The sequence below is a fragment of the Lysobacter changpingensis genome (genome assembly GCF_017308985.1).
Taxonomy (GTDB): Bacteria; Pseudomonadota; Gammaproteobacteria; order Xanthomonadales; family Xanthomonadaceae; genus Lysobacter_J; species Lysobacter_J changpingensis.
In genome coordinates this window covers 514,962-538,835 of record NZ_JADWPE010000003.1, presented here as the reverse complement: position 1 = coordinate 538,835, position 23,874 = coordinate 514,962, and the positions used below count along the sequence as shown (strand labels likewise).

Sequence of the window (23,874 nt, the reverse complement as noted above, 5' to 3'; positions counted from 1 at the left end):
CGAATCACGGCTTCGATCAGAACTCCGCATGCCCCGGCGCACGCGGGTACGGGATCGCGTCGCGGATGTTGGAAAGTCCGCACACGTACACGACCAGGCGCTCGAAACCGAGGCCGAAACCGGCGTGCGGCACGGTGCCGTAGCGGCGGAAATCGCGATACCAGGCGTAGTGCGCCGGGTCCAGGCCGAACTGCGCCATGCGCGCGTCCAGCATGTCCAGGCGCTCCTCGCGCTGGCTGCCGCCGATGATCTCGCCGATGCCCGGCGCCAGCACGTCCATCGCGGCGACGGTCTTGCCGTCGTCGTTCAGGCGCATGTAGAAGGCCTTGATGTGCTCGGGGTAGTTGGTGACCACGACCGGGCGGCCGACGTGTTCCTCGGTGAGCCAGCGTTCGTGTTCGGTCTGCAGGTCCAGGCCCCATTCGACCGGGAAGTCGAACTTCCGGTCGGCCTTCTGCAGCAGCTTGATCGCGTCGGTGTATTCGATGCGCTCGAACGGCGCGTTGACGAACGACTCCAGGCGCGTGATCGCGTCCTTCTGCACGCGCTCGGCGATGAAGGCCATGTCGTCGGCGCGCTCGGCGAGCACGGCGCGGAACATGTACTTCAGGAATTCCTCGGCGACGCGCGCGTCCTCGGCCAGGTCGGCGAAGGCGATTTCCGGCTCGATCATCCAGAATTCGGCCAGGTGGCGCGTGGTGTTGCTGTTCTCGGCGCGGAAGGTCGGACCGAAGGTGTAGACCTTGCTCAGCGACAGCGCGTACGCCTCGACGTTGAGCTGGCCGGACACGGTCAGGAAGGTTTCCTTGCCGAAGAAGTCGCGACTGAAATCGATCTCGCCCTTCTCATCGCGCGGCAGGTTCGCCATGTCGAGCGTGGAGACGCGGAACATCTGGCCGGCGCCCTCGGCGTCGGACGTGGTCACGATCGGCGTGGAGATCCAGTAGAAGCCGTTCTCGTGGAAGTAGCGGTGCGCGGCCTTGGCCAGGCAGTCGCGGATGCGCGTGACGGCGCCGAACAGGTTCGTGCGCGGGCGCAGGTGGGCGACTTCGCGCAGGAATTCCAGCGAGTGCGCCTTGGGCTGGATGGGGTAGGTCTCCGGGTCCTCGACCCAGCCGACGACCTCCAGCCGGCTGGCCTGGATCTCGAACGCCTGGCCCTGGCCCTGCGAGGCCACCAGCGTGCCGGTGGCGACCACCGCGCAGCCGGCGGTGAGGCGCTTCACCTCGGATTCGTAGTTGGCCAGCTCGGCCGGCACGACGACCTGGATCGGCGCGAAGCACGAGCCGTCGCTGACGTTGACGAAGCTGAGCCCGGCCTTGGAATCGCGCCGGGTGCGTACCCAGCCGCGGACCGTGACTTCGCCACCCGCCGGGATCTTGCCCGCGAGCGCCTGTTCGACGCTGACCACCGTCATGCCTTGAATCCTGCCCGTTCCGGGCCAATGTGGGGAAAGGCCGGAGTTTACCGAACGTCCGGCATCGCGTCGCTATAATCCCTTGTCGTAACTCATTGATGTAGCCGGAGTCCCCGAATGGCCGTCACCCTCGCTCCCGCCGCTCTCGACCGTGTCCAGCGCTATCTCGTCGAATCCCCCGACGCGATCGGCCTGCGCTTCGGCGTGACCCGCACGGGCTGTTCGGGCTGGCAGTACAAGGCCGACCTGGCGCGCTCGCAGGGCGCCGACGACACGATCTTCGAGCAGGACGGCGTGCGCATCTACGTCGACGCGCTGAGCTTGCCTCTGGTCGACGGCACGCAGATCGACCTGGTGAAGCAGCGCCTGGGCGAGCAATTCCTGTTCCGCAACCCGAACGTCACCGCCGAATGCGGCTGCGGCGAGAGCTTCACCACCAAGGCCGACGCGGCCTGATCCAGCGGTCCCGGAGCCCCGGGACGTCCGGCCGGACGCAGCGTTCCGGCCGCGCGGACGCATCCACGACGGGGGCCGCCGGGCCCGACGGGCCCGACGGGCTAGAATGGCGGTTCCGCCGCCAGCAAGCCCGCCGAGAGCACGCCCGCCGTGAGCAACACCGCAACGCAGCCGTTCGCCGCCAGCCAGCCCGTCTCGATCCGCCAGGAAGACCTGATCCAGTCGATCGCCGACGGCCTGCAGTACATCAGCTACTACCACCCCGTCGATTACATCAAGAACCTCGCTGCCGCCTACGAGCGCGAGGAATCGCCGGCGGCGAAGGACGCCATCGCCCAGATCCTGATCAACTCGCGCATGTGCGCCGAGGGCCATCGCCCGATCTGCCAGGACACCGGCATCGTCACCGTGTTCCTCGAGATCGGCATGAACGTGCGCTGGGACGACGCCACGATGTCCGTCGAGGACATGGTCCACGAAGGCGTGCGCCGCGCGTACAACCACCCGGACAACAAGCTGCGCGCCTCCGTGCTGGCCGATCCGGCCGGCAAGCGCACCAACACGAAGGACAACACGCCGGGCGTGGTCAACGTGAAGGTCGTGCCGGGCAACAAGGTCGACGTGATCGTCGCGGCGAAGGGCGGCGGTTCGGAAGCCAAGTCCAAGTTCGCCATGCTCAACCCGTCCGACTCCATCGTCGACTGGGTGCTGAAGACCGTGCCGACGATGGGCGCCGGCTGGTGCCCGCCGGGCATGCTTGGCATCGGCATCGGCGGCACCGCCGAGAAGGCGATGCTGTTGGCGAAGGAATCGCTGATGGAGCCGATCGACATCACCGACCTGCAGGCGCGCGGCCCGTCCAACCGCGCTGAGGAACTGCGCCTGGAGCTGTACGAGAAGGTCAACGCGCTCGGCATCGGCGCGCAGGGCCTGGGCGGCCTGACGACCGTGCTCGACATCAAGGTCAAGGATTACCCGACGCACGCGGCCAACCTGCCGGTGGCGATGATCCCGAACTGTGCCGCCACGCGCCACGCGCACTTCACGCTGGATGGCAGCGGCCCGGTGATGCTCGATCCGCCGTCGCTGGCCGACTGGCCGGAGCTCACCTACGACGCGTCGAAGGGCCGTCGCGTGAACCTGGACACGCTGACGAAAGAAGACGTCGCCAGCTGGAAGCCGGGCGAAGTGCTGCTGCTCAACGGCAAGCTGCTGACCGGCCGCGACGCCGCGCACAAGCGCATGGTCGACATGCTCAACAAGGGCGAGCCGCTGCCGGTCGATCTGCGCGGCCGTTTCATCTATTACGTCGGCCCGGTCGATCCGGTGCGCGATGAAGTCGTCGGCCCCGCCGGGCCGACCACCGCCACCCGCATGGACAAGTTCACCGAGCAGGTACTCGCCCAGACCGGCCTGCTCGGAATGGTCGGCAAGGCCGAGCGCGGCCCGGCCGCGATCGAGGCTATCCGCAAGCACCACTCGGCCTACCTGATGGCGGTCGGCGGCGCGGCGTACCTGGTGTCCAAGGCGATCAAGGCGGCGAAGGTCGTCGGCTTCGGGGACCTGGGCATGGAAGCGATCTACGAGTTCGAAGTGCAGGACATGCCGGTGACGGTCGCCGTGGATTCGACCGGCGAATCGGTGCACAAGACGGGGCCGCGCGAGTGGCAGGCGCGGATCGGGAAGATTCCGGTGGTGGTGGAGTAATCCCGCCCGAGCGGACGCTTGAGCCCTCTCCCCCGGGAGAGGGCTGGGGTGAGGGTAGGGGCGCGCGATGCGGGCGCACTCGCGATGTGCAGTTTCCCGCGGCGGAGACCAAGCTGGACTCCAGCTTTCGCTGGAATGACGAATGTTGCGGATCGCGCGACAGCCTGGATCCCGGCCTTCGCCGGAATGACGGCTACTTCGGGGTTTTGTAGCCCGGGTAAGCGAAGCGCACCCGGGTCAAGCGTGACAGCTCCCGGGTGCGCTTCGCTTACCCGGGCTACAAGAGCTGGAGCCCGGCCTTGCCGGGATAACGGTTCCCCAAGCGGAATGACGGTTCCTCGTGCGCGGAACAGCGCCCGTGAACGCGAAGCAGCCCTGACCGCTACACCCGCGCCACCAGCCCCGCCAGCGTCTTCCGCGTCTCCTCGCGCAGCAGGTAATCCGTCGCCATCGCCTCCAGCGCCGCGACGTTCGTCTCGCTCACGTCGTCCAGGTCGTCCAGGCCGGTGAGCAGCTCCGCCTGGAGACGGAAATAGCCATCGCCGATGAGATGCCGTGCGATGTAGTCCACCGCATCGGTGTTGCCGTCGAACAGCACGTCGATGATCGGGATCGCCCATTCCACCGCGCCCCATTCCTGCGCGGATTTCAGGTCGATCGGACGGCTGCGTTCGCCGGTGCCGACCGACAGCACGACGAGGTTCTGCGCACTGTCCACGCGCGCGTCCTTGCGCATCGCCTCGGCGATCGCGCATGCGGTCGGATTGTTGGCGACCACGCCGCCGTCGATCATCGCGCGCTTGCGTCCTTCCACCGTCATCGCGTGCGCGGGGAAGTACGTCGGAGCCGCCGACGAGGCGCGGCAGACCTCCCACATCCGCAGGTCCGCGTGTTCGGGCTTGAAGCTCTTGAACACGATCGGCTTGCGCGCGATGGTGTCGTAACTGGTGATCAGCAGCGGGATCTTCGACTGCCCCAGCCGCGTGTCGCCGAACACCGCCTGCAACACGTCCTCGAGCCCCTTCGCGTCGTAGCGCGGTGCCGACACGCCCTGCGTGAACATGCGCCCGGCGCGCGACCACAGCCGCTGCGCCATGCCGGGAAAGATCATGTGCCGGTGCTGACGGTACAGCTGGGCGAGCTGCGCCGGCGACAGGCCGACCGCCAGCCCGCAGCCGACGATCGCGCCGGTCGAACTGCCGGCGAGCAGGTCGAACGACTTCAGCAGTCCGGGCTTGCCCGCGCGGACCAGTGCGTCCTCGACGCCGGCCAGCCAGAGGCAGCTGACCAGCCCGCGAATGCCGCCGCCGTCGAGCGACAGGATGCGTCGCATGTCCATCGTGGCTTCTCCCTGCACGCGATCTCCAAGGATCGCCATGATGGGACAGCCCGTTCGCCCAGATTGCGACAAGGCGCACGCCACGTGCGATCAGGCGCGCGCGATGCGGGTTCCGTTCAGTACCACTCCAGCAGCGAAATCCCCAGGCCGATGTACGTCGCGCGATGGTTGTAGTCGATCAGGCTCTCGCCGTAGCCGTCGAACACCTGCACGTGGCCGCGCAGGCTGCGGCTGATCGGGAAACCCCAGTCGAACTGCACCGCACCGTGCGAGCGGTCGCCGCCGCGCAGCGAATGCCGGCCCATCAGCGAGAACTGGTGCCCGCCGTGCACGTACACCAGCGTTGCGTCGCCGCGGCCGACGTAGTCCTCGATGTCGCGGTTGTTGTCCTCGCTGGCGCTTTCGTCGACGCGCCACCACGGGCGCACGGTCAGCGCCCAGTTCTCGCGATCCAGGCCGATCATGCCGATCACGCGGTTCCAGCTGCGCGAAAGCGGATCGGCGCGGCCGTTGGACTGGTGGTTCACGCCGATGCCGAGCAGCCGGCCGTTCCAGCCGCCGAGGCGGTAATTGTTGCGGAAGGTCAGCATGACCTCCGGCTCGTAGTTCGTCTCACGGAACGGGCGCGAGGTTTCCGGGCTGTAGACCTGCCAGCGCGAAGACTGCGTGTAGGCCAGCCACAGGTCGCCGTTGTCTCCGAAGATGTTCTCCCACGCCTTGGTCTTGAAGCTGAGCTGGAACTTGGATTCGAGCGCATCGACTTCCAGCGGCGTGGTCACCGTGTTGTTCGGATTGGGCGAGGTCGGCGTCTGGTTCGTGTCGGTGGTCCAGAAGGCCGGCAGCAGGTACACCGGCTTGTAGGCGCGGAAGTTGAAGACGCCGAGCTTGGAGTCCTTGGCGAGTTCCCACCGGCTGTCGAGCAGCGAACCCTTGCCGGCGTTGGCGATGGCGCGCTGGAGCGTGTCCTCCATCGGATACAGGTCGCCGCCGGCCGCGGGCGGTGCGGTGCCGGGCACCACTTCCTCGGCCAGTTCGAGGTTCTGCTGGATCGCCCTGGCTTCCTTCGCCGCGATGTCCGCGCCACGGGTGTCCCGACCGGCGCGGCCGAGCGCGGCGTCGTAGCAGGCCAGCCGGTCGGAATCGACGTTGATCGACACGCAGGCCTCCGGCGTGGCCGGCGTGGCGGGTGCCTGCGCCAGCGCCGCGGCGGGCGAGGCGGCGGCGATCAGGAGCAGGCTGTGGCGGACGAGGGAAGGGCGATCGCGCGGGGCTTCGTGCCAGTGCATCGGCATGGGGGACTCGCTGGGGGAGGAATGCCGGCCAGTGTCGCATCGCAACACGGCGGAAGATGAAGGGTCAGAGAATCCAGGCCAGCGCGAACAGTCCGACCATTGCGAATGCCAGGCCGAGCTTGAGCACCACGCCCAGCACGATGCCCAGCCAGGTCCCGAAGCCGACCTTCGCCGCCTTGCGCACTTCACGACCGTGAAGGAGTTCGCCGCCCAGCGCCCCGAGGAACGGCCCGGTGAACAGGCCGATGGGTCCGAAGAACAGGCCCGCGAAGGTGCCGACCATCGCGCCCGCGACGGCGAGCCGGCTCGCGCCGACGCGTTTGGCGCCGACGGCGGTGGCGAGGAAATCGATGACCACCGACACGGCCGTCAACAACCCCAGGATCACCAGCGGGAACCAGCCCACGTGCTGGAAATTTCCGGCCCAGGCGGCCAGCAGCATGCCGCCGAATACCAGCGGCAGGCCGGGCAGGGCGGGCAGCACGGTACCGGCCACGCCGACCAGTACCAGCACCCCCGCCAGGACGTACCAGAGCACCTGAAAATCCATCGTTCTATACCCCTTGCCGACACCCACTTTGCCCGGATTGCATTTTCACCAGACCCGGGTTACGTTGCGGACGCTGTGTTTGCCATGGTCACCGTGAATCGTGGCCCGATGCGGTTGATCTTCGATCCGCTACATCGTTGCACCTCGCTTCCTCCTTGCAACCAGCACGTGGCGTGCCACGTTTTCAACCCGCAACGTTCCAAGGAGTAAGTGCCAATGTCAGGTCGTGAAACCGGTACCGTCAAGTGGTTCAACGATGCCAAGGGCTTCGGCTTCATCAGCCGCGAGAATGGCGAGGATGTGTTCGTGCACTTCCGCGCGATCCAGACCCAGGGCTTCAAGAGCCTGAAGGAAGGCCAGAAGGTTTCCTTCACCGTCGTGCAGGGCCAGAAGGGCCTGCAGGCCGACGCCGTCCAGCCGCTCTGATCGCAGCTGCTCCGATGGTGGAGCGCCGCGGTCGCGCCTCGACGCGACAGCCATGAAAAACCCGGCGCAAGCCGGGTTTTTCTTTTTCGGACCTTGCCGGTGAATCCGCAGCGCGCCGTCCGAAGACGCGATGCGGCGGCAGCGGTTACTGCGCCCAGGCCTTGCCGTCGTGCACGCGCACGTAGGAACCCTCGCGGATGTTGCCCAGGTCGCGCTGCGTGACCACGGTGGTGCGCCCATCGTTCATGCGCACGTAGACGTTGTACGACGCGCCGGTGGTGTTCTTCTGGATCGCGTTGCCCGCGAGCGCGCCGCCGACCGCACCGGCTGCCGCGGCGACGTTCTGGTTGCCCTTGCTGCCGCCGGTGTGGCGGGAGATCTCGTGGCCGGCGACCGCGCCGACGATGCCGCCGAGCACCGCGCCGGTGGCGTTGGGCGCGCTGCTGCCGGTGGTGACCTGTTCGATGCGCGTCACGGTGCCGCAGTCGTAGCACTGCGCGGGCGCGGAGCTGTAACCGCCGCCATAGCTCGGCGAAGTGCTGTAGCCCGGCGACGACGTGGCGCAGCCGGCGAGGGCGATCGTGGCGGCAGCGGCAACGCCGAGCAGACGGACGTTCTGGATATTCATGCGCGACTCCTTTCTGGAGGTGGGATGGCCGGGCGTGACAGCCCCGTCGCCATGGCGGTCACGCTAGACGCGGCGCGGTGAACTGCCGATCAATGTCGACACCACGCGCGCCGCGGCTTTCCGGATCGTTCAGCCACTGCAAAGCGTCAGCGGAAATCCTGATGGCACGCCTTGCAGGATTCGCCGACGTCGGCGGTCGTGGTCGCGACGCCCGCGCAGTTGAGCGGCGGACTCGCCAGTGCGGCGTCCAGTCGTGCCCGCATGCGGCTGGCGTGCTGGGCGAAGCGCTGGTCGTCGGCAAGGTCGGGGAACGCCGGCTCCAGGTCGTCGGCCATCGTGCGCAGCGCCTTGATGTGCGGCAGCACGTCGGTGGCGGCGCAGCGGTTCTGCTCGACCTTCTGCTTCAGCTGGCCAAGGTGCCACTGCTGCACGTGCATCACGCTGCCATGGAAATGGTCCCTGCGCGCATCGATGGCGCGCATCGCCATCACCGTGGCGACCACGCCGACCACCAGGCCGACGAGGAACAGGAACAGATATCGCGATGCATGGCTGCGCGTACCGCTGGGCTGGGTATTCATGCCTGGCTCCTTGGAAAATCGCGGCACGATACCACGCGCGGCGAACGGCCCCGGCGCGTGCGGCGCTTACAATGTCGCCATGACGACGTCCACCGCCCTCGAGCAGACCATTCCCGAACACGCGCTCGATCCCGCATGGCTCGAACGCTTCGCCGGCGTGGATCGCCTGTACGGCAGCGGCACCGTCGCGCACCTGGCCGGCTGCCGCGTCGCGGTGATCGGCATGGGCGGCGTGGGCTCGTGGGTGGCCGAGGCCCTGGCGCGCACCGGCGTGGGGCACCTGACGCTGATCGATGCGGACGACCTGTGCGTCTCCAACACCAATCGCCAGTTGCCGGCGCTGGCCGGCCAATACGGACGCGTGAAGGTGGAGGCGATGGCCGAACGCAGCCGCGCCATCAACCCGCAGATCACGGTGGAGGCCATCGCCAGTTTCGTCACGCCGTCGAATCTGGAGGAAATGCTCGATCGCGGCTTCGATCTGGTGATCGACGCCTGCGACAGCTTCCGCACGAAAGTGGTGATGGCGGCCTGGTGCCGGCGCCGCAAGCTGCCGCTGATCGTGGTCGGCTCGGCGGGCGGGCGCACCGATCCGACGCTGGTGCGCGTGCGCGATCTCTCGCGTACCGAGCACGACGCGATGCTCGCGCTGGTGCGCAAGAAGCTGCGCGGCGAATTCAATTTTCCGAAGAACGCCGACCGTTACTTCGGTATCTCGGCGATCTACTCGCTGGAGAACGTCAAATACCCGCAGCCCGACGGCACGGTGTGCGGCATCCGCCCGCAGGTGTCGGGCGATGCGGCGTTGAAGCTCGATTGCGGCGCGGGGCTCGGCGCGGCCACGCACATCACCGGCACGTTCGCGTTCGCGGCGGTGGGGCGCGCGCTGGAACTGCTGCTCAAGCGCAAGGGTGCATCGAAGGGTTAGGAGATCGCGAACAGCCGCATGGCGTTGGCGGTCGTCGTTCGCGCCACTTCCTCCGCGTCGATGCCGCGCAGTTCGGCGATCGTCTGCGCGACCCGGGTGATCCGCGCCGGTTCGTTGCGCTGGCCGCGGTGCTGCGAATCGGGCTGGTCCGGGGCATCGGTCTCCAGCAGCAGGAATTCCAGCGGCATGCTCGCGGCCAGCTTGCGTAGGCGGTTGGCGCGCTCGTACGTCACCGGACCGCCGAGGCCGAGCAGGAAGCCCAGTTTCCACAACTGCTTCGCCTCCTCCTGGCTCCCGGAGAAGCTGTGCACCACGCCGCGCAGCCCGCCCACGCGACGGATCGAGGCGATCACCGCGTCCACCGCGCGGCGCGCGTGCACGATCACCGGCAGGTCGAACCCGCGCGCGAGTTCCAGCTGGCGTTCGAAAACCTGTTGCTGGCGCTCGCGATCGAGCCCTTCGACGAAGTAATCGAGTCCACATTCGCCGACCGCGACGGGGCGTTCGCGCTCGAGCCAGCCGCGCAGTTCGTCCAGGTGTGCATCCTCGTGCCGGTCGAGCAGCAGCGGATGCAGGCCGTAGGCGGCATGCAGGCCGTCGTCCCGTGCGCAGACCTCGCGCAGCTTCGGCCAGCCGGCGGCATCGATGGCCGGTACGATCTGGTGCCGCACGCCAACCTCGTGCGCGCGCGCGATCACTTCATGGCGATCGCGGTCGAACTCGTCGACATCGAGATGGCAGTGGGTGTCGATCAGCAACGGCATGCGCGCTCAGCGCTGCGCCGGCGGGGGCAGCGGTTCCTTGCGCTTCTTCCAGCTCGCCAGCAGCAGGGTGCCCAGGCCGAGCAGCAGCTCGTCGGCGAGCGGGATGAGGTCGGGCACGACCAGGTCCACCAGGAACAGCGCCGCCGTGACCAGGAACAGGCGGGGGAAGCTGAGCTTCGACAGGAAGGCGAGCAGCGGCGGCGTGAGTGGGGACGGCATGGCAGATACAGTTTGACGGCGGTCTCAATGACGCTAACACGGCCGCCCGGACCGGTTCACAATTTCGACAGCTTGATGTTAAAAAATCGGCGGCCGTTCAGCTTTCCAGTGGTCGAATGGCGCCATCCAACAACGCGGGCACGCCCCGCCGCAGAGGCCTGAGATGAACAAGAACATGCTCGCCGTCGCCCTGGCTTCGCTGCTCGTCGGCGGTGTCGCAGTGGCCGCATTCAACAGTTTCGGCAACAAGGACGCCGCCCCGGCCGCGACCGCCGATGGCCAGCTCCTGCCGGGCCAGGAAGGCGATGTCGCCGCAGACGGCGCCATCGGCTCCAACCAGGTCGAATACGCCGACGTCACCAACGTCCAGTCGATCACCGAGAAGGAAAAGCTCTACGCGACGGTGATCGGCACCGACGCCATCCGCGAGACCAGCACCACCTCCACGCCGCGCGAAGTCTGCGAGGACGTGGTCGTGCAGGAACGCGCCCCGGAACGCGACGGCAACGTCGGCGGCACCGTGGCTGGCGCGGTGATCGGCGGCCTGCTGGGCAACCAGGTCGGCGGCGGCAACGGCAAGAAGGCCGCGACCGTCGGCGGCGCGGTGGCCGGTGGCTTCATCGGCAACCAGATCGACAAGCGTCACGTCGGCGGCAAGGTCACCAGCCGCACCGAGCGCCAGTGCCACACCGTTTCGTCCACGTCCGAATCCTCGCGCGTGGTCGGCTACAACGTGACCTACCGCAATCCGGACGGCACCACCGGCACGATGCGCACCGACAGCAAGCCGGGCAGCCGCATCCTGCTGGGCGACGAGGACAAGGTCGTCGGCTACGACGTGACCTACCGCTACAACGGCGCCGAGCAGACCATCCGCATGGACGAGCGCCCGGTCGGCGGTCGCCTGCCGGTCATCGATGGCCAGGTGGTCACGCAGACCGCCTCCGCCGCGGGCCCGACGCGCGGCTGACCCACACCGCATGCAAGACCCGAAGGGGCCGGAGCGATCCGGCCCCTTTTTCTTGCCCGACGGGAAAATCCCCGGCGCTGCAAGCGTTTACGTGGCCTTACCCGCATCGCGGGGCGCCCGTACAATGGCGGTCTTTCCCAAGTCGAGTGCGCCATGGCCCTGCATCCGTACGACCTTTACGACGTTCGCTCGCTGCTCACCGAAGAGGAGCGCGCCGTACAGGACACGGTGGCCCGGTTCACCGACGAGCGCGTGATCCCGATCATCGGCGACGCCTTCGACCAGGGCCGCTTTCCGAAGGAACTGGTCGGCGAGATCGCCGAACTCGGCCTGCTGGGTTCCTCGCTGCCCGAGAAGTACGGCTGCGCCGGCCTCAACGCGGTCAGCTACGGCCTGATCTGCCAGGAACTGGAACGCGGCGACAGCGGCATCCGCAGCTTCGTCAGCGTGCAGTCGTCGCTGTGCATGTACCCGATCTACGCCTACGGCAGCGAAGAGCAGCGCCAGCGCTGGCTGCCCGACATGGCCGCCGGCAAGGTCATCGGCTGCTTCGGCCTGACCGAGCCGCACGGCGGTTCCGACCCGGCCAACATGAAGACCAACGCGCGCCGCGACGGCGGCGACTGGATCCTCAACGGCTCCAAGATGTGGATCACCAACGGCAACCTGGCCGACATCGCCATCGTCTGGGCGCAGACCGATGAGGGCATCCAGGGCTTCATCGTCGAGAAGGGCATGCCCGGTTCCGCCGCGCAGGAAATCAAGCACAAGATGAGCCTGCGCGCGTCGGTCACCAGCTCGCTGTTCTTCGACAACGTGCGCGTGCCGGACAGCAACCGCCTGCCGAACGTGAAGGGCCTCAAGGGTCCGCTGGGCTGCCTGACGCAGGCGCGTTACGGCATCACCTGGGGCCCGATCGGCGCGGCCATCGCGTGCCTGGACGAGGCGCTGAACTATACGAAGGAACGCATCCTGTTCGACCGCCCGGTCGCGGCGACGCAGAGCGCGCAGATCAAGATGGCCGAGATGGCGCGTCGCATCACGCTGGCGCAACTGCTGGTCGTGCAGTTGGGTCGCCTGAAGGACGCGGGCACGATGCAGCCGGCGCAGGTTTCGCTGGCGAAGTGGAACAACTGCCGCATGGCCATCGACATCGCGCGCGAATGCCGCGACCTGCTCGGCGGCGCGGGCATCACCACCGAGCACGCCGCGATCCGCCATGCGCTGAACCTCGAATCGGTCATCACCTACGAAGGCACGGAAACCGTGCACCAGCTGGTGATCGGCCGCGAGCTCACCGGCATCAACGCGTTCTGATCCGGAGCCGGCGATGCAGCTGGGTCCGACACTGGAAACGCAACGCCTGATCCTCCGCCCGCCGCAGGCGGAGGATTTCGAGGCATGGGCCGCCTTCAAGGCCGACGAGGAAACCTGCCGCCACATCGGCGGCACCGAACCGCGCCCGGCCGCGTGGCGCAGCTTCGCGGCGATGATCGGCGTGTGGCACCTGAAGGGCTTCGCGATGTTCTCGGTGATCGAGAAGGCGAGCGGGCAGTGGATCGGCCGCGTCGGCCCGTGGCAGCCGGAAGGCTGGCCGGGCACGGAAGTCGGCTGGAGCATCGTGCGCGATCGCTGGGGCCGCGGGTACGGTCCGGAAGCGGCGATCGCCACCATCGACTGGGCCTTCGACACGCTCGGCTGGGACGAGGTGATCCACACCATCGCCCCCGAAAACACCAACTCGAAAGTCGTCGCCGCCAAGCTCGGTTCGACGCTCCTGCGCATGGGCCGCCTGCCGGCGCCGTACGACACGAAGGACATCGAAGTCTGGGGCCAGTCGCGCGAACAGTGGTTCGCACGACGCGAACGCGAGGGGATGAAGCGATGATCACCGTCTACGGCTATTCCAGTTCCGGCAACTGCCACAAGCTGCGCCTGCTGCTCACCCAGCTCGAACGCGAGTTCAAATGGGTCGAGGTCGACAGCACCGTCGGCGAAACGCGCACGCCCGGCTACCTCGCGAAGAACCCGAACGGCAAGGTGCCGATGATCGAAACCGACGACGGTCGCATCCTGACCGAGTCGAACGCGATCCTGTGCTGGCTCGCCGAAGGCACGCCGTTCTGGGCCGGCGACGCGTTCGCGCGCGCGCAGGTGCTGAGCTGGCTGTTCTTCGAGCAGTACAGCCATGAGCCGTACATCGCGGTGGCGCGTTTCATTCGCGGCTGGACGCAGCTGGAGTCCCCGCGTCGCGCGGCACTGCCGCAACTGCGCGAACGCGGCAACCAGGCGCTCGCCGTGATGGAACAGCATCTGAAGTCGAACGAATGGTTCAGCGGCGAGGCCTATGGCATCGCCGACATCGCGCTGTTCGCCTACACCGCCGTCGCCGATGAAGGCGGCTTCGACCTGTCCGCATATCCCGGCGTGCAGGCGTGGATCGAACGCGTGCGCCAGACGCCGCGTTTCGTCGCCATGCCGACGCCGCCGGTGGAAGTCCTCTCGCGCCTGGCGCTGCCGGACTGATCGCACGCACACGCATTTCGCCCGCGCATTCTCGGCGCGGGCCCTCCGGAACCGACCATGTCCCTGATCCCCAATCCCATCCCCGCGCGCATGAAAGGCCTCAACCGGGCCGAGATCTGCGACGTCAACTTCAGCGAGTTCGTGAAGGCCTGGAGCGGCGACGTCCACGCACGTCCCGCCGCCGGCGCGCCGATCCTGCCGGGCAGCGAACTCGATGCGCAGGGTTTCCGCGAACTCTTCGAATCGCAGCTGATCAGCCGCCACCTCGACCTGATGGCGCGCGTGCTGCGCGTGCAGAACAAGGTCTTCTACACGATCGGTTCCAGCGGACATGAAGGCAACGCGATGGTTGCGCGCCTGACGCGCCATACCGATCCGGCGTTCCTGCATTACCGCTCAGGCGGCTTCATGGCCGAGCGCTTCCGCAAGCTGCCGGGCATGGATCCGGTGATGGATTCGGCGCTGAGCTTCGCCGCGAGCGCGGAAGATCCCGCCTCCGGCGGCCGCCACAAGGTGTGGGGCAGCAAGCCGTTGTGGGTGTTGCCGCAGACGTCGACGATCGCTTCGCACCTGCCGAAGGCGCTGGGCACGGCGGTGGCGATCGAAGCGGGCAAGCGACTCAACCACGCGTTGCCGATTCCCGCCGACAGCATCGCGATCTGCTCCTTCGGCGACGCCTCCGCGAACCACGCCACCGCGCAGACCGCGTTCAACGCCGCCGCATGGACCGCCTACCAGAAGCTGCCCGCGCCCGTGCTGTTCGTGTGCGAGGACAACGGCATCGGCATCTCGGTGAAGACGCCGGGCGGCTGGATCGCCAACCGCTTCCGCAACATGGACGGGCTCGATTATTTCGCCGCCGACGGTCTCGATCTCGCGAACGGTTATGCCGACGTGCAGCGCGCCGTCGAACACTGCCGCACGACGCGCCGCCCGACGTTCCTGCACCTGCGCACCACGCGCATCATGGGCCACGCGGGCACGGATTTCGAAATCGAGTGGCGTTCGATCGAGGAACTGTGCGCGGTGGAAGCGACCGATCCGCTGCTGCGTTCGGCGGCGATCGTGCTGGAATCGGGCCTGATGTCGAAGGACGAGGTGCTGGCGCTGTACGAAGCCACGCGCAGGAAATGCTTCGCGGCGGCCGAGGAAGCCGATCGTCGCCCGAAGCTCGACAAGCTCGAGGACGTGATCGCGCCGCTCGCGCCGTACACGCCGGCGAGAGTGCGGGCCGAAGCGCAGCGAGCCGATTACGCGGAGCGCCGCCTCGAAGTGTTCGGCAGCGAAGCGAAACTGCCGGAGAACCAGCCGCCGCGCCATCTCGCGATCCAGATCAACAACGCGCTGCACGACATCTTTGCGAAGTACCCGGACACGCTGCTGTTCGGCGAGGACGTCGCGCAGAAGGGCGGCGTCTACACGGTGACCAAGGGCCTGCAGAAGGCCTTCGGCCCGCGCCGCGTGTTCAACACGCTGCTCGACGAGACGATGATCCTGGGCATGGCGCAGGGCTTCGCCAACGTCGGCATGCTGCCGATCCCGGAAATCCAGTACCTCGCGTACTTCCACAACGCCTGCGACCAGATCCGCGGCGAAGCGGCGTCGCTGCAGTTCTTCAGCAACAACCAGTATGCGAACCCGATGGTCGTGCGCATCGCGGGCCTGGGTTACCAGCGCGGTTTCGGCGGGCATTTCCACAACGACAACTCGATCACCGCGTTGCGCGACATCCCCGGCCTCGTCGTCGGCTGCCCCTCGCGCGGCGACGACGCGGCGACGATGCTGCGCACGCTCACCGCGCTGGCGAAGGTGGACGGGCGCGTCAGCGTGTTCCTCGAGCCCATCGCGCTGTACATGACCAAGGATCTGTACGAGCCTGGCGACGGCCAGTGGCTGACGTCGTATCCGAAGCCCGACGAAGCGATGCCGCTCGGCGAAGGCCGCGTGTACGGCGAAGGCAACAACGATCTTGTGATCTTCACCTACGGCAACGGCGTGCCGATGAGCCTGCGTGCGGCGCGGGCGATCGAGGCCAAGCACGGCTGGAAGGCGCGCGTCGTCGATCTGCGCTGGCTGGTGCCGCTCAACGAGACGTACATCCGCGAACAGGCGAAGACCGCCAAGCGCATCCTGATCGTCGACGAAGGCCGCCACAGCGCCGGCGTCGGCGAGGGCGTGCTCACCGCGATCGCCGAAGGCGGGTACGGTGCGCGCCCGTTCCAGCGCGTGGTCGGCGTGGATACGTACACACCGCTCGCGGGCGCGGCGTTCCTGGTGATTCCGTCGGACGACGACATCGTCGCCGCCGCGGACCGGCTGGCCTGACCCATGTGCGGACTCGCCGGCCTGCTGCGCCCGACCGCGGATCTCGATGCCGCGCGTCTGGACGCGCTCGCCGGCGCGATGGGCGATGCGCTCGAGCATCGCGGGCCCGACGACCGTGGCGTGTGGGTCGACGACACCGCGGGCATCGCGCTCGCGCATCGCCGCCTGAGCATCCTCGACCTGTCGCCGCTCGGCCACCAGCCGATGGCGTCGGAGAACCACCGCTTCGTCGCCGTCTACAACGGCGAGATCTACAACTTCGCCGAGCTGCGCGAAGTGCTGGTCGCACGCGGACACGTGTTCCGCGGCCATTCCGATACCGAAGTGCTGCTGGCCGCGGTGATGGAGTGGGGCGTGGAGGAGGCCGTGTCGCGTTGCAACGGCATGTTCGCGATCGCCCTGTGGGATCGCGAACAACGCTGCCTGTGGCTCGCACGCGACCGCGTGGGCAAGAAGCCGCTCTATTACGGCTGGGCCGGCGACACGTTCGTGTTCGGCTCGGAATTGAAGGCGCTGTGGCGGCATCCGGAGTTCGACAACGGCGTCGATCCGGATGCGCTGGCGCTGCTGCTGCGGCTGGATTACATCCCGGCGCCGCATGCGATCCACGTCGATACGTTCAAGCTGCTGCCCGGCTCGCTGCTGCGCATCGATGCGGCGGAGGTCGCGCGTGGGCCGCGCGAACACGATCCCTCCCGCGATCAACGCCGTTACTGGGATCCGCGCAACCGCATGCTCGCCGCGCTGGCGCAGCCGTTCGCCGGCGACGCGTTGGAAGCGGAGAACCGCCTCGACGAAGTGCTGCGCGACGCCGTGGCGCTGCGCATGGTCGCGGACGTGCCGGTCGGTGTGTTCCTGTCGGGGGGTACGGATTCCTCCGTCGTCACCGCACTCATGCAGGCGCAGAGCCGGCATCCGGTGCGCAGCTTCACCATCGGATTCGAGCGCTCGCACCACGACGAAGCCCACCTGGCGCGCGAAGTCGCCGAGCACCTGCACACGCAGCACACCGAGCTGTACGTCAGCGGCGCTGATGCGCTCGGCGTCGTGCCGACGCTGCCGGCGATGTTCGATGAACCGTTCGCCGATGCCTCGCAGGTGCCCACCGCGCTGGTCGCGCGCCTGGCGCGGACGGCGGTGACGGTCGCGCTCTCGGGCGATGGCGGCGACGAGCTGTTCTTCGGCTACAAGCGTTACGAGCGGGCGCTGCGCAACTGGCGCTGGCACAGCCGGGTGCCCGGTTTCCTTCGGCACGCGCTGGCGCGCAGCGCGAAGACCCACGGCGAAGCCTCGCGCACCGGCGGTTTTGCAGCGCTGGCCGCGGAAATGGGCGCGCGTGGCATCGGCGACGTGTACCGGCAGCGCGTGATGCGATGGCGCGATCCGGAGGCGGTCGTGCCCGGCGCGAGGCTGCCGGAGATCTTCTACGACGAGCCCGATCCGTTGCGCGGCAAAGGCACGCCGGCCGACGCGATGATGCTCGCCGACTTCAGCGTGTACCTGCCCGAAGACCTGCTGTGCAAGGTCGATCGCACCAGCATGGCGGTGAGCCTGGAGGCGAGGGCGCCGCTGCTGGACTGGCGCGTGGCGGAGTTCGCGTGGTCGCTGCCGCTGGACTTCAAGCGGCACGCCTCTGGCAACAAGCACCTGCTCAAGCGCGTGCTGCGGCGGTATCTGCCCGACTCGATGGTCGATCGCGGCAAGCGCGGTTTCGGCGCGCCGGTGAGCGATTGGCTCAAGGGCGATCTGCGCCAATGGGCGGCGACGCTGCTCGATCCGGCGCGCCTGCGTGCCGAAGGGCATTTCGATGCCGATGCCGTGCACGCGCTGTGGCAGCAGTTCCTCGAAGGCGAGCGCAAATGGCATACGCACCTTTGGAACGTGCTGATGTTCCAGGCATGGCATGAGCATTGGCAGGCGCAGCGCCGCGCCATCCGCGCAGCCTGATCGCCCTTGTAGCCCGGGTAAGGCCGAAGGCCGCACCCGGCATCACCGTTCCGATCGCCGCACACCGCGGGTCCGCTTCGCTTACCCGAGCCACCAACGCGCGCTAGCGCGCCAATCCCTCGCGTAACGCCCGCTCGGTGACCGGCGCGCCGTTGACTCCAAGCGCAACCGCGTCGCGTTCCAGTGGCATCACCGCCAGCGCGAGATGACGCGCGCCGTCGACCGCCGAGGCCACGACTTTGCCCATCGCGACGGAACCCGCCGTCACGTCCTGGCCCGGCTCCAGCGCCGCATCGGCCGCCAACAACACGAGCCCGCGCTTCGCCTGCCCGAGAAAATGCGTGCGCGCGACGATCTCCTGGCCCGGATAGCAGCCCTTCTTCACGCTGAAAGCACGCAGGCGATCGAGCGACAACTGCTGCGGCGTCCAATGTTCGACCTGGGACGCTGGCAACCGCGGCAGGCCGTGTTCGAGGTCGTACGCGTGCCACGTCGCGGCGGCGGCCTCGTCGTGCGACACCGTCGCACGCGAAAGGCTCAAGGTGCGCGGAGCATTGATCGAGCCGACATCGAGCTCGAAGCCCGCGTCCTCGTCGCCGGTGAAGTTCGCGCCCGAGGCCGCCACCGGCGCGCCGAACCGCCCACTGGCATAAAGGTCTTCGCGCACCTGGATCCGTACCTTGCTGCGGAACACGAACCGCTGCAGCGCGGCTGCGAGTGCCGCCGCATCCGCGTCGGGCAGCACCAGCCAGACGGCCTCATCCGACCGCTTGAGCAAAGCGAACAGCGCGATCACGCGACCTTTGGGGGTCAACCAGCCGCTCCACTGCCACTGGCCGGGCTCCAGCAGCGCCACGTCGTTCATGAACTGCGCCTGCGCGAAGGCGGCCGCATCGCGACCTTCGAGCGTGATCAGGCGGTAGCCGGGCAGGGCGAAAACCGTGTCCGCCGTGGGCTGCGGGTTGTCATGCATGGGGGGCGGGACTTAACATTTGGCGCTGTGATGATAGGCCAAACCCCTCCCGGAACACTGCCGCCGCCTCCGGAACCGGAGCCGTCCAAGGACGACACGCAGGCAAAGGAACACGGCGGGCGCGAAGGGCCGGAACCGACCCGCTACGGCGACTGGGAAAAGAACGGCCGCTGCATCGACTTCTGACGCGACCGCCCGGCCTTCATCACTGACACCGCTGCAAACGCCTTCCCGCCACGCGGCACCGCCGCCCAGCCGAGAGACCGCCACGCTCATGGCGAACGAACCCCGCGTCCGCGAACGCCCCCTCTCACCCCACCTGCAGGTTTACCGCTGGCAGGTGCAGATGGTGACCTCGATCCTCCACCGCGCGACCGGCATCGTCCTCGTCGTGGGCAGCCTCATCGTCACCTGGGGCCTGCTCGCGCTGGCGTCCGGTCCGGAGTCCTGGTCGACCTTCACCGCCTTCAACCGCTCGGCGATTGGGTTCCTGATCCTGTTCGGCTGGAGCTGGTCGCTGGCCTACCACCTGCTCAACGGTATCCGCCACCTGGTGCAGGACGCCGGCTACGCCTACAGGATCGAATCCTTCGTGCGCAACAGCTGGTTCTCGATCTTCGGCAGCCTGGTGCTGACGGTGCTGATCTGGATCGTCGCGATGATGCAGCGGGGTGCCGCATGATCAAGCCGCACAAGCCCCACCTGCGCAATCCGCTGAAGAACGCCCGCGGCCTCGGCTCGGCGAAGGACGGCACGGGCCACTTCATCGTCCAGCGCGTCACCGCGATCGCGCTGATCTTCCTGGCGATCTACGCGGTCGGCCTGATCATCTCGATGATCGGCGACGACTACGCGACCGTGCGCGCCACCGTGGCCCATCCGTGCCACGCGATCCTGCTGACCGCCTTCAGCATCGCCACCTTCTGGCACGCCAAGCTCGGCGTGCAGGTGATCATCGAGGACTACGTGCACACGCCGTTCTCCGCGACCGCGCTGCACCTTCTGAACATCTTCGTGTGCGCACTCGCCGGCATCGCCAGCGTGCTCGCCATCGTCCGCATCGCGCTGGGAGCCTGACGCCGTGCCCGCTTACAAGATCCACGAACACACCTTCGACATGGTGGTGGTCGGCGCCGGCGGCGCCGGCCTGCGCGCCACCTTCGGCCTGGCCCAGAAGGGCCTGAAGACGGCCTGCATCACCAAGGTCTTCCCGACGCGCTCGCACACCGTCGCCGCGCAGGGTGGCGTTGCTGCCGCTCTGGCGAACATGGGCGAGGACGACTGGCGCTATCACTTCTTCGACACCGTGAAGGGTTCGGACTGGCTGGGCGACCAGGACGCCATCGAGTACATGTGCCGCGAGGCCATCCCGGCCATCATCGAACTGGAGCACTACGGCGTTCCGTTCTCGCGCACCGACGACGGCAAGATCTACCAGCGTCCGTTCGGCGGCATGACCACGCGTTACGGCGAAGGTCCGCCGGCGCAGCGCACCTGCGCCGCGGCCGACCGCACCGGCCACGCGATCCTGCACACGCTGTACCAGCAGTCGCTCGCGCACGACGCGCAGTTCTTCATCGAGTACTTCGCGCTCGACCTGATCATGGACGCCAACGGCGCCTGCCGCGGCGTGCTCGCGCTCGACATGGCCGAAGGCACGCTGCACCTGTTCAAGGCGCAGGGCACGGTGCTGGCCACCGGCGGCTACGGTCGCGCGTACTTCTCCGCGACCTCGGCCCATACCTGCACCGGCGACGGCGGCGGCATGGTGCTGCGCGCCGGCCTGTCGATGCAGGACATGGAATTCGTGCAGTTCCACCCGACCGGCATCTACGGCGCGGGCTGCCTGATCACCGAAGGCGTGCGCGGCGAAGGCGGCATCCTGCGCAACAGCAACGGCGAGCGCTTCATGGAGCGCTACGCGCCGAGCGTGAAGGACCTCGCCCCGCGCGACATGGTCAGCCGAGCGATGACGATGGAGATCCGCGAAGGCCGCGGCGTCGGCGACCACAAGGACCACATCCTGCTCGACCTGACGCACCTGGGGCCGGAAGTGATCCACGAGAAGCTGCCGGGCATCGCCGAGTCGGCCCGCATCTTCGCCAACGTGGACGTCGAGAAGCAGCCGATCCCGGTGATCCCGACCGTGCACTACAACATGGGCGGCATCCCGACCAACTACCACGGCGAAGTCGTGCAGTTGAAGAACGGCAACCCGGACGAAGTCGTCCCGGGCCTGTACGCCATCGGCGAAGCGGCGTGCGTTTCGGTCCACGGCGCCAACCGCCTGGGTTCGAACTCGCTGCTCGACCTGGTCGTGTTCGGCCGCGCCGTCGCCAACCGTGCGGCGGAAACGGTCAAGCGCGACGGCAAGCAGGCGACGCTCGCTTCCGATGCCTGCGACCAGGCGCTCGCCCGTTTGGACAAGCTGCGCAACGCCAACGGCGGTACGCCGACGGCGGTCATCCGCGACAAGATGCAGCGCACGATGCAGGCCGACGCGGCGGTGTTCCGCACCGGCGACACGCTGCGCGACGGTGTGACGAAGATGCGCGAGATCCATGCGTCCTTCGCGGACGTGAAGGTGAGCGACCGCTCGCTGATCTGGAACTCGGACCTGATCGAGACCTACGAGCTGTCGAACCTGCTCGACCAGGCGCTGGTGACGATCGTTTCCGCGGAAAACCGCACCGAGTCGCGCGGCGCGCACGCCCGCGAGGACTTCCCGGACCGCGACGACGCCAACTGGCAGAAGCACACGCTGTGCTCGGTCAACGAGCGTGGCGAAACCAGCATCGACTACCGCCCGGTGCACATGTACACGTTGAGCGACGACGTGTCCGTGGTGCCGCCGAAGAAGCGCGTGTACTGACCGGAGCGAGCAACCGTGGCCGAATTTACCCTCCCGAAGAACTCGCAGATCCAGAAGGGCCGCCACTGGCCGGCGCAGGGCGCCAAACAGGCGCGCACCTTCAAGGTCTACCGCTGGAATCCCGACGACGGCATGAACCCGCGCGTGGACACCTACGAGGTGGACATGGCGACGTGCGGTCCGATGGTTCTGGACGCGCTGATCAAGATCAAGAACGAGATCGATCCGACGCTGACGTTCCGCCGCTCCTGCCGCGAAGGCATCTGCGGTTCGTGCGCCATGAACATCGACGGCACCAACACGCTGGCCTGCACCAAGGCCATCGAGGACTGCAGCGCGGGCGAAGTGCCGATCTACCCGCTGCCGCACATGCCGGTGGTGAAGGACCTCGTGCCGGACCTGACGCACTTCTATGCGCAGTACGCGTCGATCCGCCCGTGGCTGCGCACGCAGAGCCCGTCGCCGTCGGATCGTGAGCGCCTGCAGTCGCCGGAAGACCGCAAGAAGCTCGACGGCCTGTACGAGTGCATCCTGTGCGCGTGCTGCTCGACCAGCTGCCCGAGCTACTGGTGGAACGGCGACCGCTACCTCGGTCCGGCGATCCTGCTGCAGGCCTACCGCTGGATCGTCGACTCGCGCGACGAAGACACCGGCGAACGTTTGGACGACCTGGAAGACCCGTTCAAGCTGTACCGCTGCCACACCATCATGAACTGCGCCCGCACCTGCCCGAAGGGACTGAACCCGGCGCAGGCGATCGGCGAGATCAAGAAGCTGATGCTGGCGCGCCGCGCCTGATCGCGGCCGCGGTGGAGTCGATACGGAAGAAGGCGCACGCAAGTGCGCCTTTTTTCCAGGAGCGATGGGGGTGAATGGATGGATGCAAAACTGATCTTCATGCCCGCGGCGGCGATGGTCGCGCTGACCTTCGCGGTGTGGTGCCGCATGTACGTCACGCGTATCGGGCAGATGAAGCGCGAGCGCATCCACCCGCAGGCCGTCGCGACCTCGGCGCAGGCCGCAGCAAGGCTGACCGACAGCTGCGCGGCCGACAACTTCCGCAACCTGTTCGAACTGCCGGTGCTGTTCTACGTCGGGCTCGTCGTGGCGGCCCTGACGCAGCAGGTGAACGTCGCGACGATCGGGCTGGCCTGGCTGTTCGTGCTGCTGCGCGTGGTCCACAGCGCGATCCACTGCACCTACAACAAGGTCATGCACCGCTTCTACGCCTACGTCGCCGGCGGCGTGGCGCTGTGGCTGCTGTGGGGCGCGATCGCGCTGGGATGGTGGCGCGCATGACGCAGGACCTGGAACGCGAGCTCAGCCGCCTGCGCTGGCGCAGCCGACGCGGCATGCGGGAACTCGACCGTCTTTTCGAGCGATATCTTGACCGTGCATGGCGGCAAGCTCCGGAGTCGGAACGGGTGGTTTTCCTACGTTTGCTGGAAATCGAGGACGATAAGCTCTGGCACTGGTTCATGGGACACGACACCCCCGCCGATGCCGAACTCGCCCAGCTCGTCGAACGCATCCGCAGCCTGCCGGCTTGAATGGCGGCCTTCGCGATGGCTCGCCTTGGCGCTGTGCGCCATTGGCGTGCTGGCCGCCCTGAGCGTGCTGTCGAGCGGAATGCCGGTGACGTTCGCCGTTCCGCTCGCGCTGACCGCAGCGGGGCAGGGCGTCCGTCTGGGGCGGCGCGAGGCGCGTCGACCGTCGCATCTCCTGACGATCGCCCCGGACGGGCGCGCCGCGCTGGACGGCATCGACATCTCCGATCTGCGCCTGCACTGGCGCGGCCCTTGGGCCTTCCTGCATTTCCGTGGCGCCGACGGGCGGTCCCGCCGGCTCGCCTGGTGGACCGATACGCTGGCGCCGCGCGATCGCCGTGAACTGCGGCTGGCCGTTCCGGTCCAACCGGCTGCGCAGTCCCGGCCTTCGATGGCATCCTAGCCCG

General features: G+C 67.7%; 27 protein-coding genes. 18 read left to right on the top strand and 9 right to left on the bottom strand.

Going from position 1 to position 23,874, the window contains the following annotated elements; translation table 11 throughout:
* Positions 1–16 precede the first annotated feature (16 nt).
* Positions 17–1,417 (bottom strand): asparagine--tRNA ligase, encoded by a 1,401-nt coding sequence (gene asnS, locus I4U41_RS09335; RefSeq protein WP_206860864.1) that lies wholly within the window; start codon positions 1,415–1,417, stop codon positions 17–19.
* A 117-nt stretch (positions 1,418–1,534) separates the two neighbouring features.
* Between asnS and I4U41_RS09330 the strand changes: the two genes are divergently transcribed.
* A complete protein-coding gene (locus I4U41_RS09330; protein ID WP_206860863.1) occupies positions 1,535–1,873 on the top strand; it encodes a HesB/IscA family protein in 339 nt (112 codons plus the stop codon).
* Between the two features lie 150 nt (positions 1,874–2,023).
* Positions 2,024–3,580, top strand: a complete 1,557-nt coding sequence (locus I4U41_RS09325) for a FumA C-terminus/TtdB family hydratase beta subunit (protein WP_206860862.1) — start codon at positions 2,024–2,026, stop codon at positions 3,578–3,580.
* Between the two features lie 382 nt (positions 3,581–3,962).
* Here the strand turns inward: I4U41_RS09325 and I4U41_RS09320 are convergent, their stop codons facing one another.
* From I4U41_RS09320 to I4U41_RS09310, 3 genes are all read right to left on the bottom strand, one after another.
* Positions 3,963–4,919 (bottom strand): patatin-like phospholipase family protein, encoded by a 957-nt coding sequence (locus tag I4U41_RS09320; RefSeq protein ID WP_206860861.1) that lies wholly within the window; start codon positions 4,917–4,919, stop codon positions 3,963–3,965.
* A 116-nt stretch (positions 4,920–5,035) separates the two neighbouring features.
* A complete protein-coding gene (locus I4U41_RS09315) occupies positions 5,036–6,205 on the bottom strand; it encodes a phospholipase A (RefSeq protein WP_206861604.1) in 1,170 nt (389 codons plus the stop codon).
* Positions 6,206–6,275: 70 nt separating this feature from the next.
* On the bottom strand, positions 6,276–6,761 hold the full coding sequence (locus I4U41_RS09310; RefSeq protein ID WP_206860860.1) for a DUF456 domain-containing protein: 486 nt from the start codon (positions 6,759–6,761) through the stop codon (positions 6,276–6,278).
* Positions 6,762–6,977: 216 nt separating this feature from the next.
* On the opposite strand from I4U41_RS09310, the gene I4U41_RS09305 reads away from it, so the two are divergent.
* Positions 6,978–7,187: a cold-shock protein gene (locus I4U41_RS09305; protein ID WP_206860859.1), complete on the top strand. Its 210-nt coding sequence runs from the start codon at positions 6,978–6,980 to the stop codon at positions 7,185–7,187.
* 145 nt (positions 7,188–7,332) lie between these two features.
* Here the strand turns inward: I4U41_RS09305 and I4U41_RS09300 are convergent, their stop codons facing one another.
* Complete coding sequence (locus I4U41_RS09300; protein WP_206860858.1) at positions 7,333–7,815, bottom strand: glycine zipper 2TM domain-containing protein; 483 nt, start codon at positions 7,813–7,815, stop codon at positions 7,333–7,335.
* A 146-nt stretch (positions 7,816–7,961) separates the two neighbouring features.
* Positions 7,962–8,396, bottom strand: a complete 435-nt coding sequence (locus tag I4U41_RS09295) for a cytochrome c (RefSeq protein ID WP_206860857.1) — start codon at positions 8,394–8,396, stop codon at positions 7,962–7,964.
* A gap of 79 nt (positions 8,397–8,475) precedes the next feature.
* Between I4U41_RS09295 and I4U41_RS09290 the strand changes: the two genes are divergently transcribed.
* Positions 8,476–9,324: a tRNA threonylcarbamoyladenosine dehydratase gene (locus I4U41_RS09290; RefSeq protein WP_206860856.1), complete on the top strand. Its 849-nt coding sequence runs from the start codon at positions 8,476–8,478 to the stop codon at positions 9,322–9,324.
* On the opposite strand, the gene I4U41_RS09285 is transcribed toward I4U41_RS09290, so the two are convergent.
* Both I4U41_RS09285 and I4U41_RS09280 read right to left on the bottom strand, forming a co-directional pair.
* Entirely contained in the window at positions 9,321–10,088 is a 768-nt protein-coding gene (locus tag I4U41_RS09285; protein ID WP_206860855.1) for a TatD family hydrolase, read from the bottom strand. The genes I4U41_RS09290 and I4U41_RS09285 overlap by 4 nt on opposite strands.
* A gap of 6 nt (positions 10,089–10,094) precedes the next feature.
* Positions 10,095–10,307 (bottom strand): DUF6116 family protein, encoded by a 213-nt coding sequence (locus I4U41_RS09280; RefSeq protein ID WP_206860854.1) that lies wholly within the window; start codon positions 10,305–10,307, stop codon positions 10,095–10,097.
* 163 nt (positions 10,308–10,470) lie between these two features.
* Between I4U41_RS09280 and I4U41_RS09275 the strand changes: the two genes are divergently transcribed.
* The 6 genes from I4U41_RS09275 (at position 10,471) to asnB (ending at position 18,075) form a co-directional block, all read left to right on the top strand.
* A complete protein-coding gene (locus tag I4U41_RS09275) occupies positions 10,471–11,277 on the top strand; it encodes a glycine zipper 2TM domain-containing protein (protein WP_305062066.1) in 807 nt (268 codons plus the stop codon).
* 153 nt (positions 11,278–11,430) lie between these two features.
* On the top strand, positions 11,431–12,594 hold the full coding sequence (locus I4U41_RS09270; RefSeq protein ID WP_206860853.1) for an acyl-CoA dehydrogenase family protein: 1,164 nt from the start codon (positions 11,431–11,433) through the stop codon (positions 12,592–12,594).
* A gap of 13 nt (positions 12,595–12,607) precedes the next feature.
* Positions 12,608–13,165 (top strand): GNAT family N-acetyltransferase, encoded by a 558-nt coding sequence (locus tag I4U41_RS09265; protein ID WP_206860852.1) that lies wholly within the window; start codon positions 12,608–12,610, stop codon positions 13,163–13,165.
* Positions 13,162–13,803: a glutathione S-transferase family protein gene (locus I4U41_RS09260; protein WP_206860851.1), complete on the top strand. Its 642-nt coding sequence runs from the start codon at positions 13,162–13,164 to the stop codon at positions 13,801–13,803. The genes I4U41_RS09265 and I4U41_RS09260 overlap by 4 nt, the downstream gene beginning before the upstream one ends.
* A gap of 57 nt (positions 13,804–13,860) precedes the next feature.
* Positions 13,861–16,128: a thiamine pyrophosphate-dependent enzyme gene (locus tag I4U41_RS09255; RefSeq protein ID WP_206860850.1), complete on the top strand. Its 2,268-nt coding sequence runs from the start codon at positions 13,861–13,863 to the stop codon at positions 16,126–16,128.
* Between the two features lie 3 nt (positions 16,129–16,131).
* Positions 16,132–18,075: an asparagine synthase (glutamine-hydrolyzing) gene (gene asnB / locus I4U41_RS09250; protein WP_206860849.1), complete on the top strand. Its 1,944-nt coding sequence runs from the start codon at positions 16,132–16,134 to the stop codon at positions 18,073–18,075.
* 103 nt (positions 18,076–18,178) lie between these two features.
* Here asnB and ygfZ read toward each other — a convergent pair whose 3' ends face one another.
* Positions 18,179–19,048: a CAF17-like 4Fe-4S cluster assembly/insertion protein YgfZ gene (ygfZ, locus tag I4U41_RS09245; RefSeq protein ID WP_425492529.1), complete on the bottom strand. Its 870-nt coding sequence runs from the start codon at positions 19,046–19,048 to the stop codon at positions 18,179–18,181.
* Between ygfZ and I4U41_RS09240 the strand changes: the two genes are divergently transcribed.
* The 8 genes from I4U41_RS09240 (at position 19,043) to I4U41_RS09205 (ending at position 23,870) form a co-directional block, all read left to right on the top strand.
* Positions 19,043–19,234, top strand: coding sequence for a DUF1674 domain-containing protein (locus I4U41_RS09240; RefSeq protein ID WP_320415164.1), 192 nt, complete (start codon positions 19,043–19,045; stop codon positions 19,232–19,234). The genes ygfZ and I4U41_RS09240 overlap by 6 nt on opposite strands.
* 88 nt (positions 19,235–19,322) lie before the next feature.
* On the top strand, positions 19,323–19,730 hold the full coding sequence (gene sdhC, locus I4U41_RS09235) for a succinate dehydrogenase, cytochrome b556 subunit (protein WP_115841666.1): 408 nt from the start codon (positions 19,323–19,325) through the stop codon (positions 19,728–19,730).
* A complete protein-coding gene (sdhD, locus tag I4U41_RS09230) occupies positions 19,727–20,125 on the top strand; it encodes a succinate dehydrogenase, hydrophobic membrane anchor protein (protein WP_206860847.1) in 399 nt (132 codons plus the stop codon). Before sdhC ends, sdhD begins: the two co-directional genes overlap by 4 nt.
* Positions 20,126–20,129: 4 nt before the next feature.
* Entirely contained in the window at positions 20,130–21,920 is a 1,791-nt protein-coding gene (gene sdhA, locus I4U41_RS09225) for a succinate dehydrogenase flavoprotein subunit (protein ID WP_157030483.1), read from the top strand.
* A 15-nt stretch (positions 21,921–21,935) separates the two neighbouring features.
* On the top strand, positions 21,936–22,718 hold the full coding sequence (locus I4U41_RS09220) for a succinate dehydrogenase iron-sulfur subunit (protein WP_206860846.1): 783 nt from the start codon (positions 21,936–21,938) through the stop codon (positions 22,716–22,718).
* 78 nt (positions 22,719–22,796) lie between these two features.
* Positions 22,797–23,219: an MAPEG family protein gene (locus I4U41_RS09215; protein ID WP_206860845.1), complete on the top strand. Its 423-nt coding sequence runs from the start codon at positions 22,797–22,799 to the stop codon at positions 23,217–23,219.
* The gene (locus I4U41_RS09210) at positions 23,216–23,470 is read left to right on the top strand and encodes an FAD assembly factor SdhE (RefSeq protein ID WP_206860844.1); all 255 of its coding nucleotides are present in this window, start codon (positions 23,216–23,218) and stop codon (positions 23,468–23,470) included. The genes I4U41_RS09215 and I4U41_RS09210 overlap by 4 nt, the downstream gene beginning before the upstream one ends.
* A 25-nt stretch (positions 23,471–23,495) precedes the next feature.
* Positions 23,496–23,870 carry a hypothetical protein gene (locus I4U41_RS09205; RefSeq protein ID WP_242525111.1) on the top strand — a complete coding sequence of 125 codons (375 nt, stop codon included), beginning with the start codon at positions 23,496–23,498 and terminating at the stop codon, positions 23,868–23,870.
* Positions 23,871–23,874 lie beyond the last annotated feature (4 nt).

What these genes read in the sequence shown, in the direction of transcription:
- asnS (WP_206860864.1), bottom strand. Translation starts at nt 1,417, where the DNA reads ATGACGGTGGTCAGCGTCGAACAGGCGCTCGCGGGCAAGATCCCGGCG.
- I4U41_RS09330 (WP_206860863.1), top strand. Translation starts at nt 1,535, where the DNA reads ATGGCCGTCACCCTCGCTCCCGCCGCTCTCGACCGTGTCCAGCGCTAT.
- I4U41_RS09320 (WP_206860861.1), bottom strand. Translation starts at nt 4,919, where the DNA reads ATGGACATGCGACGCATCCTGTCGCTCGACGGCGGCGGCATTCGCGGG.
- I4U41_RS09315 (WP_206861604.1), bottom strand. Translation starts at nt 6,205, where the DNA reads ATGCACTGGCACGAAGCCCCGCGCGATCGCCCTTCCCTCGTCCGCCAC.
- I4U41_RS09310 (WP_206860860.1), bottom strand. Translation starts at nt 6,761, where the DNA reads ATGGATTTTCAGGTGCTCTGGTACGTCCTGGCGGGGGTGCTGGTACTG.
- I4U41_RS09305 (WP_206860859.1), top strand. Translation starts at nt 6,978, where the DNA reads ATGTCAGGTCGTGAAACCGGTACCGTCAAGTGGTTCAACGATGCCAAG.
- I4U41_RS09300 (WP_206860858.1), bottom strand. Translation starts at nt 7,815, where the DNA reads ATGAATATCCAGAACGTCCGTCTGCTCGGCGTTGCCGCTGCCGCCACG.
- I4U41_RS09295 (WP_206860857.1), bottom strand. Translation starts at nt 8,396, where the DNA reads ATGAATACCCAGCCCAGCGGTACGCGCAGCCATGCATCGCGATATCTG.
- I4U41_RS09290 (WP_206860856.1), top strand. Translation starts at nt 8,476, where the DNA reads ATGACGACGTCCACCGCCCTCGAGCAGACCATTCCCGAACACGCGCTC.
- I4U41_RS09285 (WP_206860855.1), bottom strand. Translation starts at nt 10,088, where the DNA reads ATGCCGTTGCTGATCGACACCCACTGCCATCTCGATGTCGACGAGTTC.
- I4U41_RS09280 (WP_206860854.1), bottom strand. Translation starts at nt 10,307, where the DNA reads ATGCCGTCCCCACTCACGCCGCCGCTGCTCGCCTTCCTGTCGAAGCTC.
- I4U41_RS09275 (WP_305062066.1), top strand. Translation starts at nt 10,471, where the DNA reads ATGAACAAGAACATGCTCGCCGTCGCCCTGGCTTCGCTGCTCGTCGGC.
- I4U41_RS09270 (WP_206860853.1), top strand. Translation starts at nt 11,431, where the DNA reads ATGGCCCTGCATCCGTACGACCTTTACGACGTTCGCTCGCTGCTCACC.
- I4U41_RS09265 (WP_206860852.1), top strand. Translation starts at nt 12,608, where the DNA reads ATGCAGCTGGGTCCGACACTGGAAACGCAACGCCTGATCCTCCGCCCG.
- I4U41_RS09260 (WP_206860851.1), top strand. Translation starts at nt 13,162, where the DNA reads ATGATCACCGTCTACGGCTATTCCAGTTCCGGCAACTGCCACAAGCTG.
- I4U41_RS09255 (WP_206860850.1), top strand. Translation starts at nt 13,861, where the DNA reads ATGTCCCTGATCCCCAATCCCATCCCCGCGCGCATGAAAGGCCTCAAC.
- asnB (WP_206860849.1), top strand. Translation starts at nt 16,132, where the DNA reads ATGTGCGGACTCGCCGGCCTGCTGCGCCCGACCGCGGATCTCGATGCC.
- I4U41_RS09240 (WP_320415164.1), top strand. Translation starts at nt 19,043, where the DNA reads ATGCATGGGGGGCGGGACTTAACATTTGGCGCTGTGATGATAGGCCAA.
- ygfZ (WP_425492529.1), bottom strand. Translation starts at nt 19,048, where the DNA reads ATGCATGACAACCCGCAGCCCACGGCGGACACGGTTTTCGCCCTGCCC.
- sdhC (WP_115841666.1), top strand. Translation starts at nt 19,323, where the DNA reads ATGGCGAACGAACCCCGCGTCCGCGAACGCCCCCTCTCACCCCACCTG.
- sdhD (WP_206860847.1), top strand. Translation starts at nt 19,727, where the DNA reads ATGATCAAGCCGCACAAGCCCCACCTGCGCAATCCGCTGAAGAACGCC.
- I4U41_RS09215 (WP_206860845.1), top strand. Translation starts at nt 22,797, where the DNA reads ATGGATGCAAAACTGATCTTCATGCCCGCGGCGGCGATGGTCGCGCTG.
- I4U41_RS09210 (WP_206860844.1), top strand. Translation starts at nt 23,216, where the DNA reads ATGACGCAGGACCTGGAACGCGAGCTCAGCCGCCTGCGCTGGCGCAGC.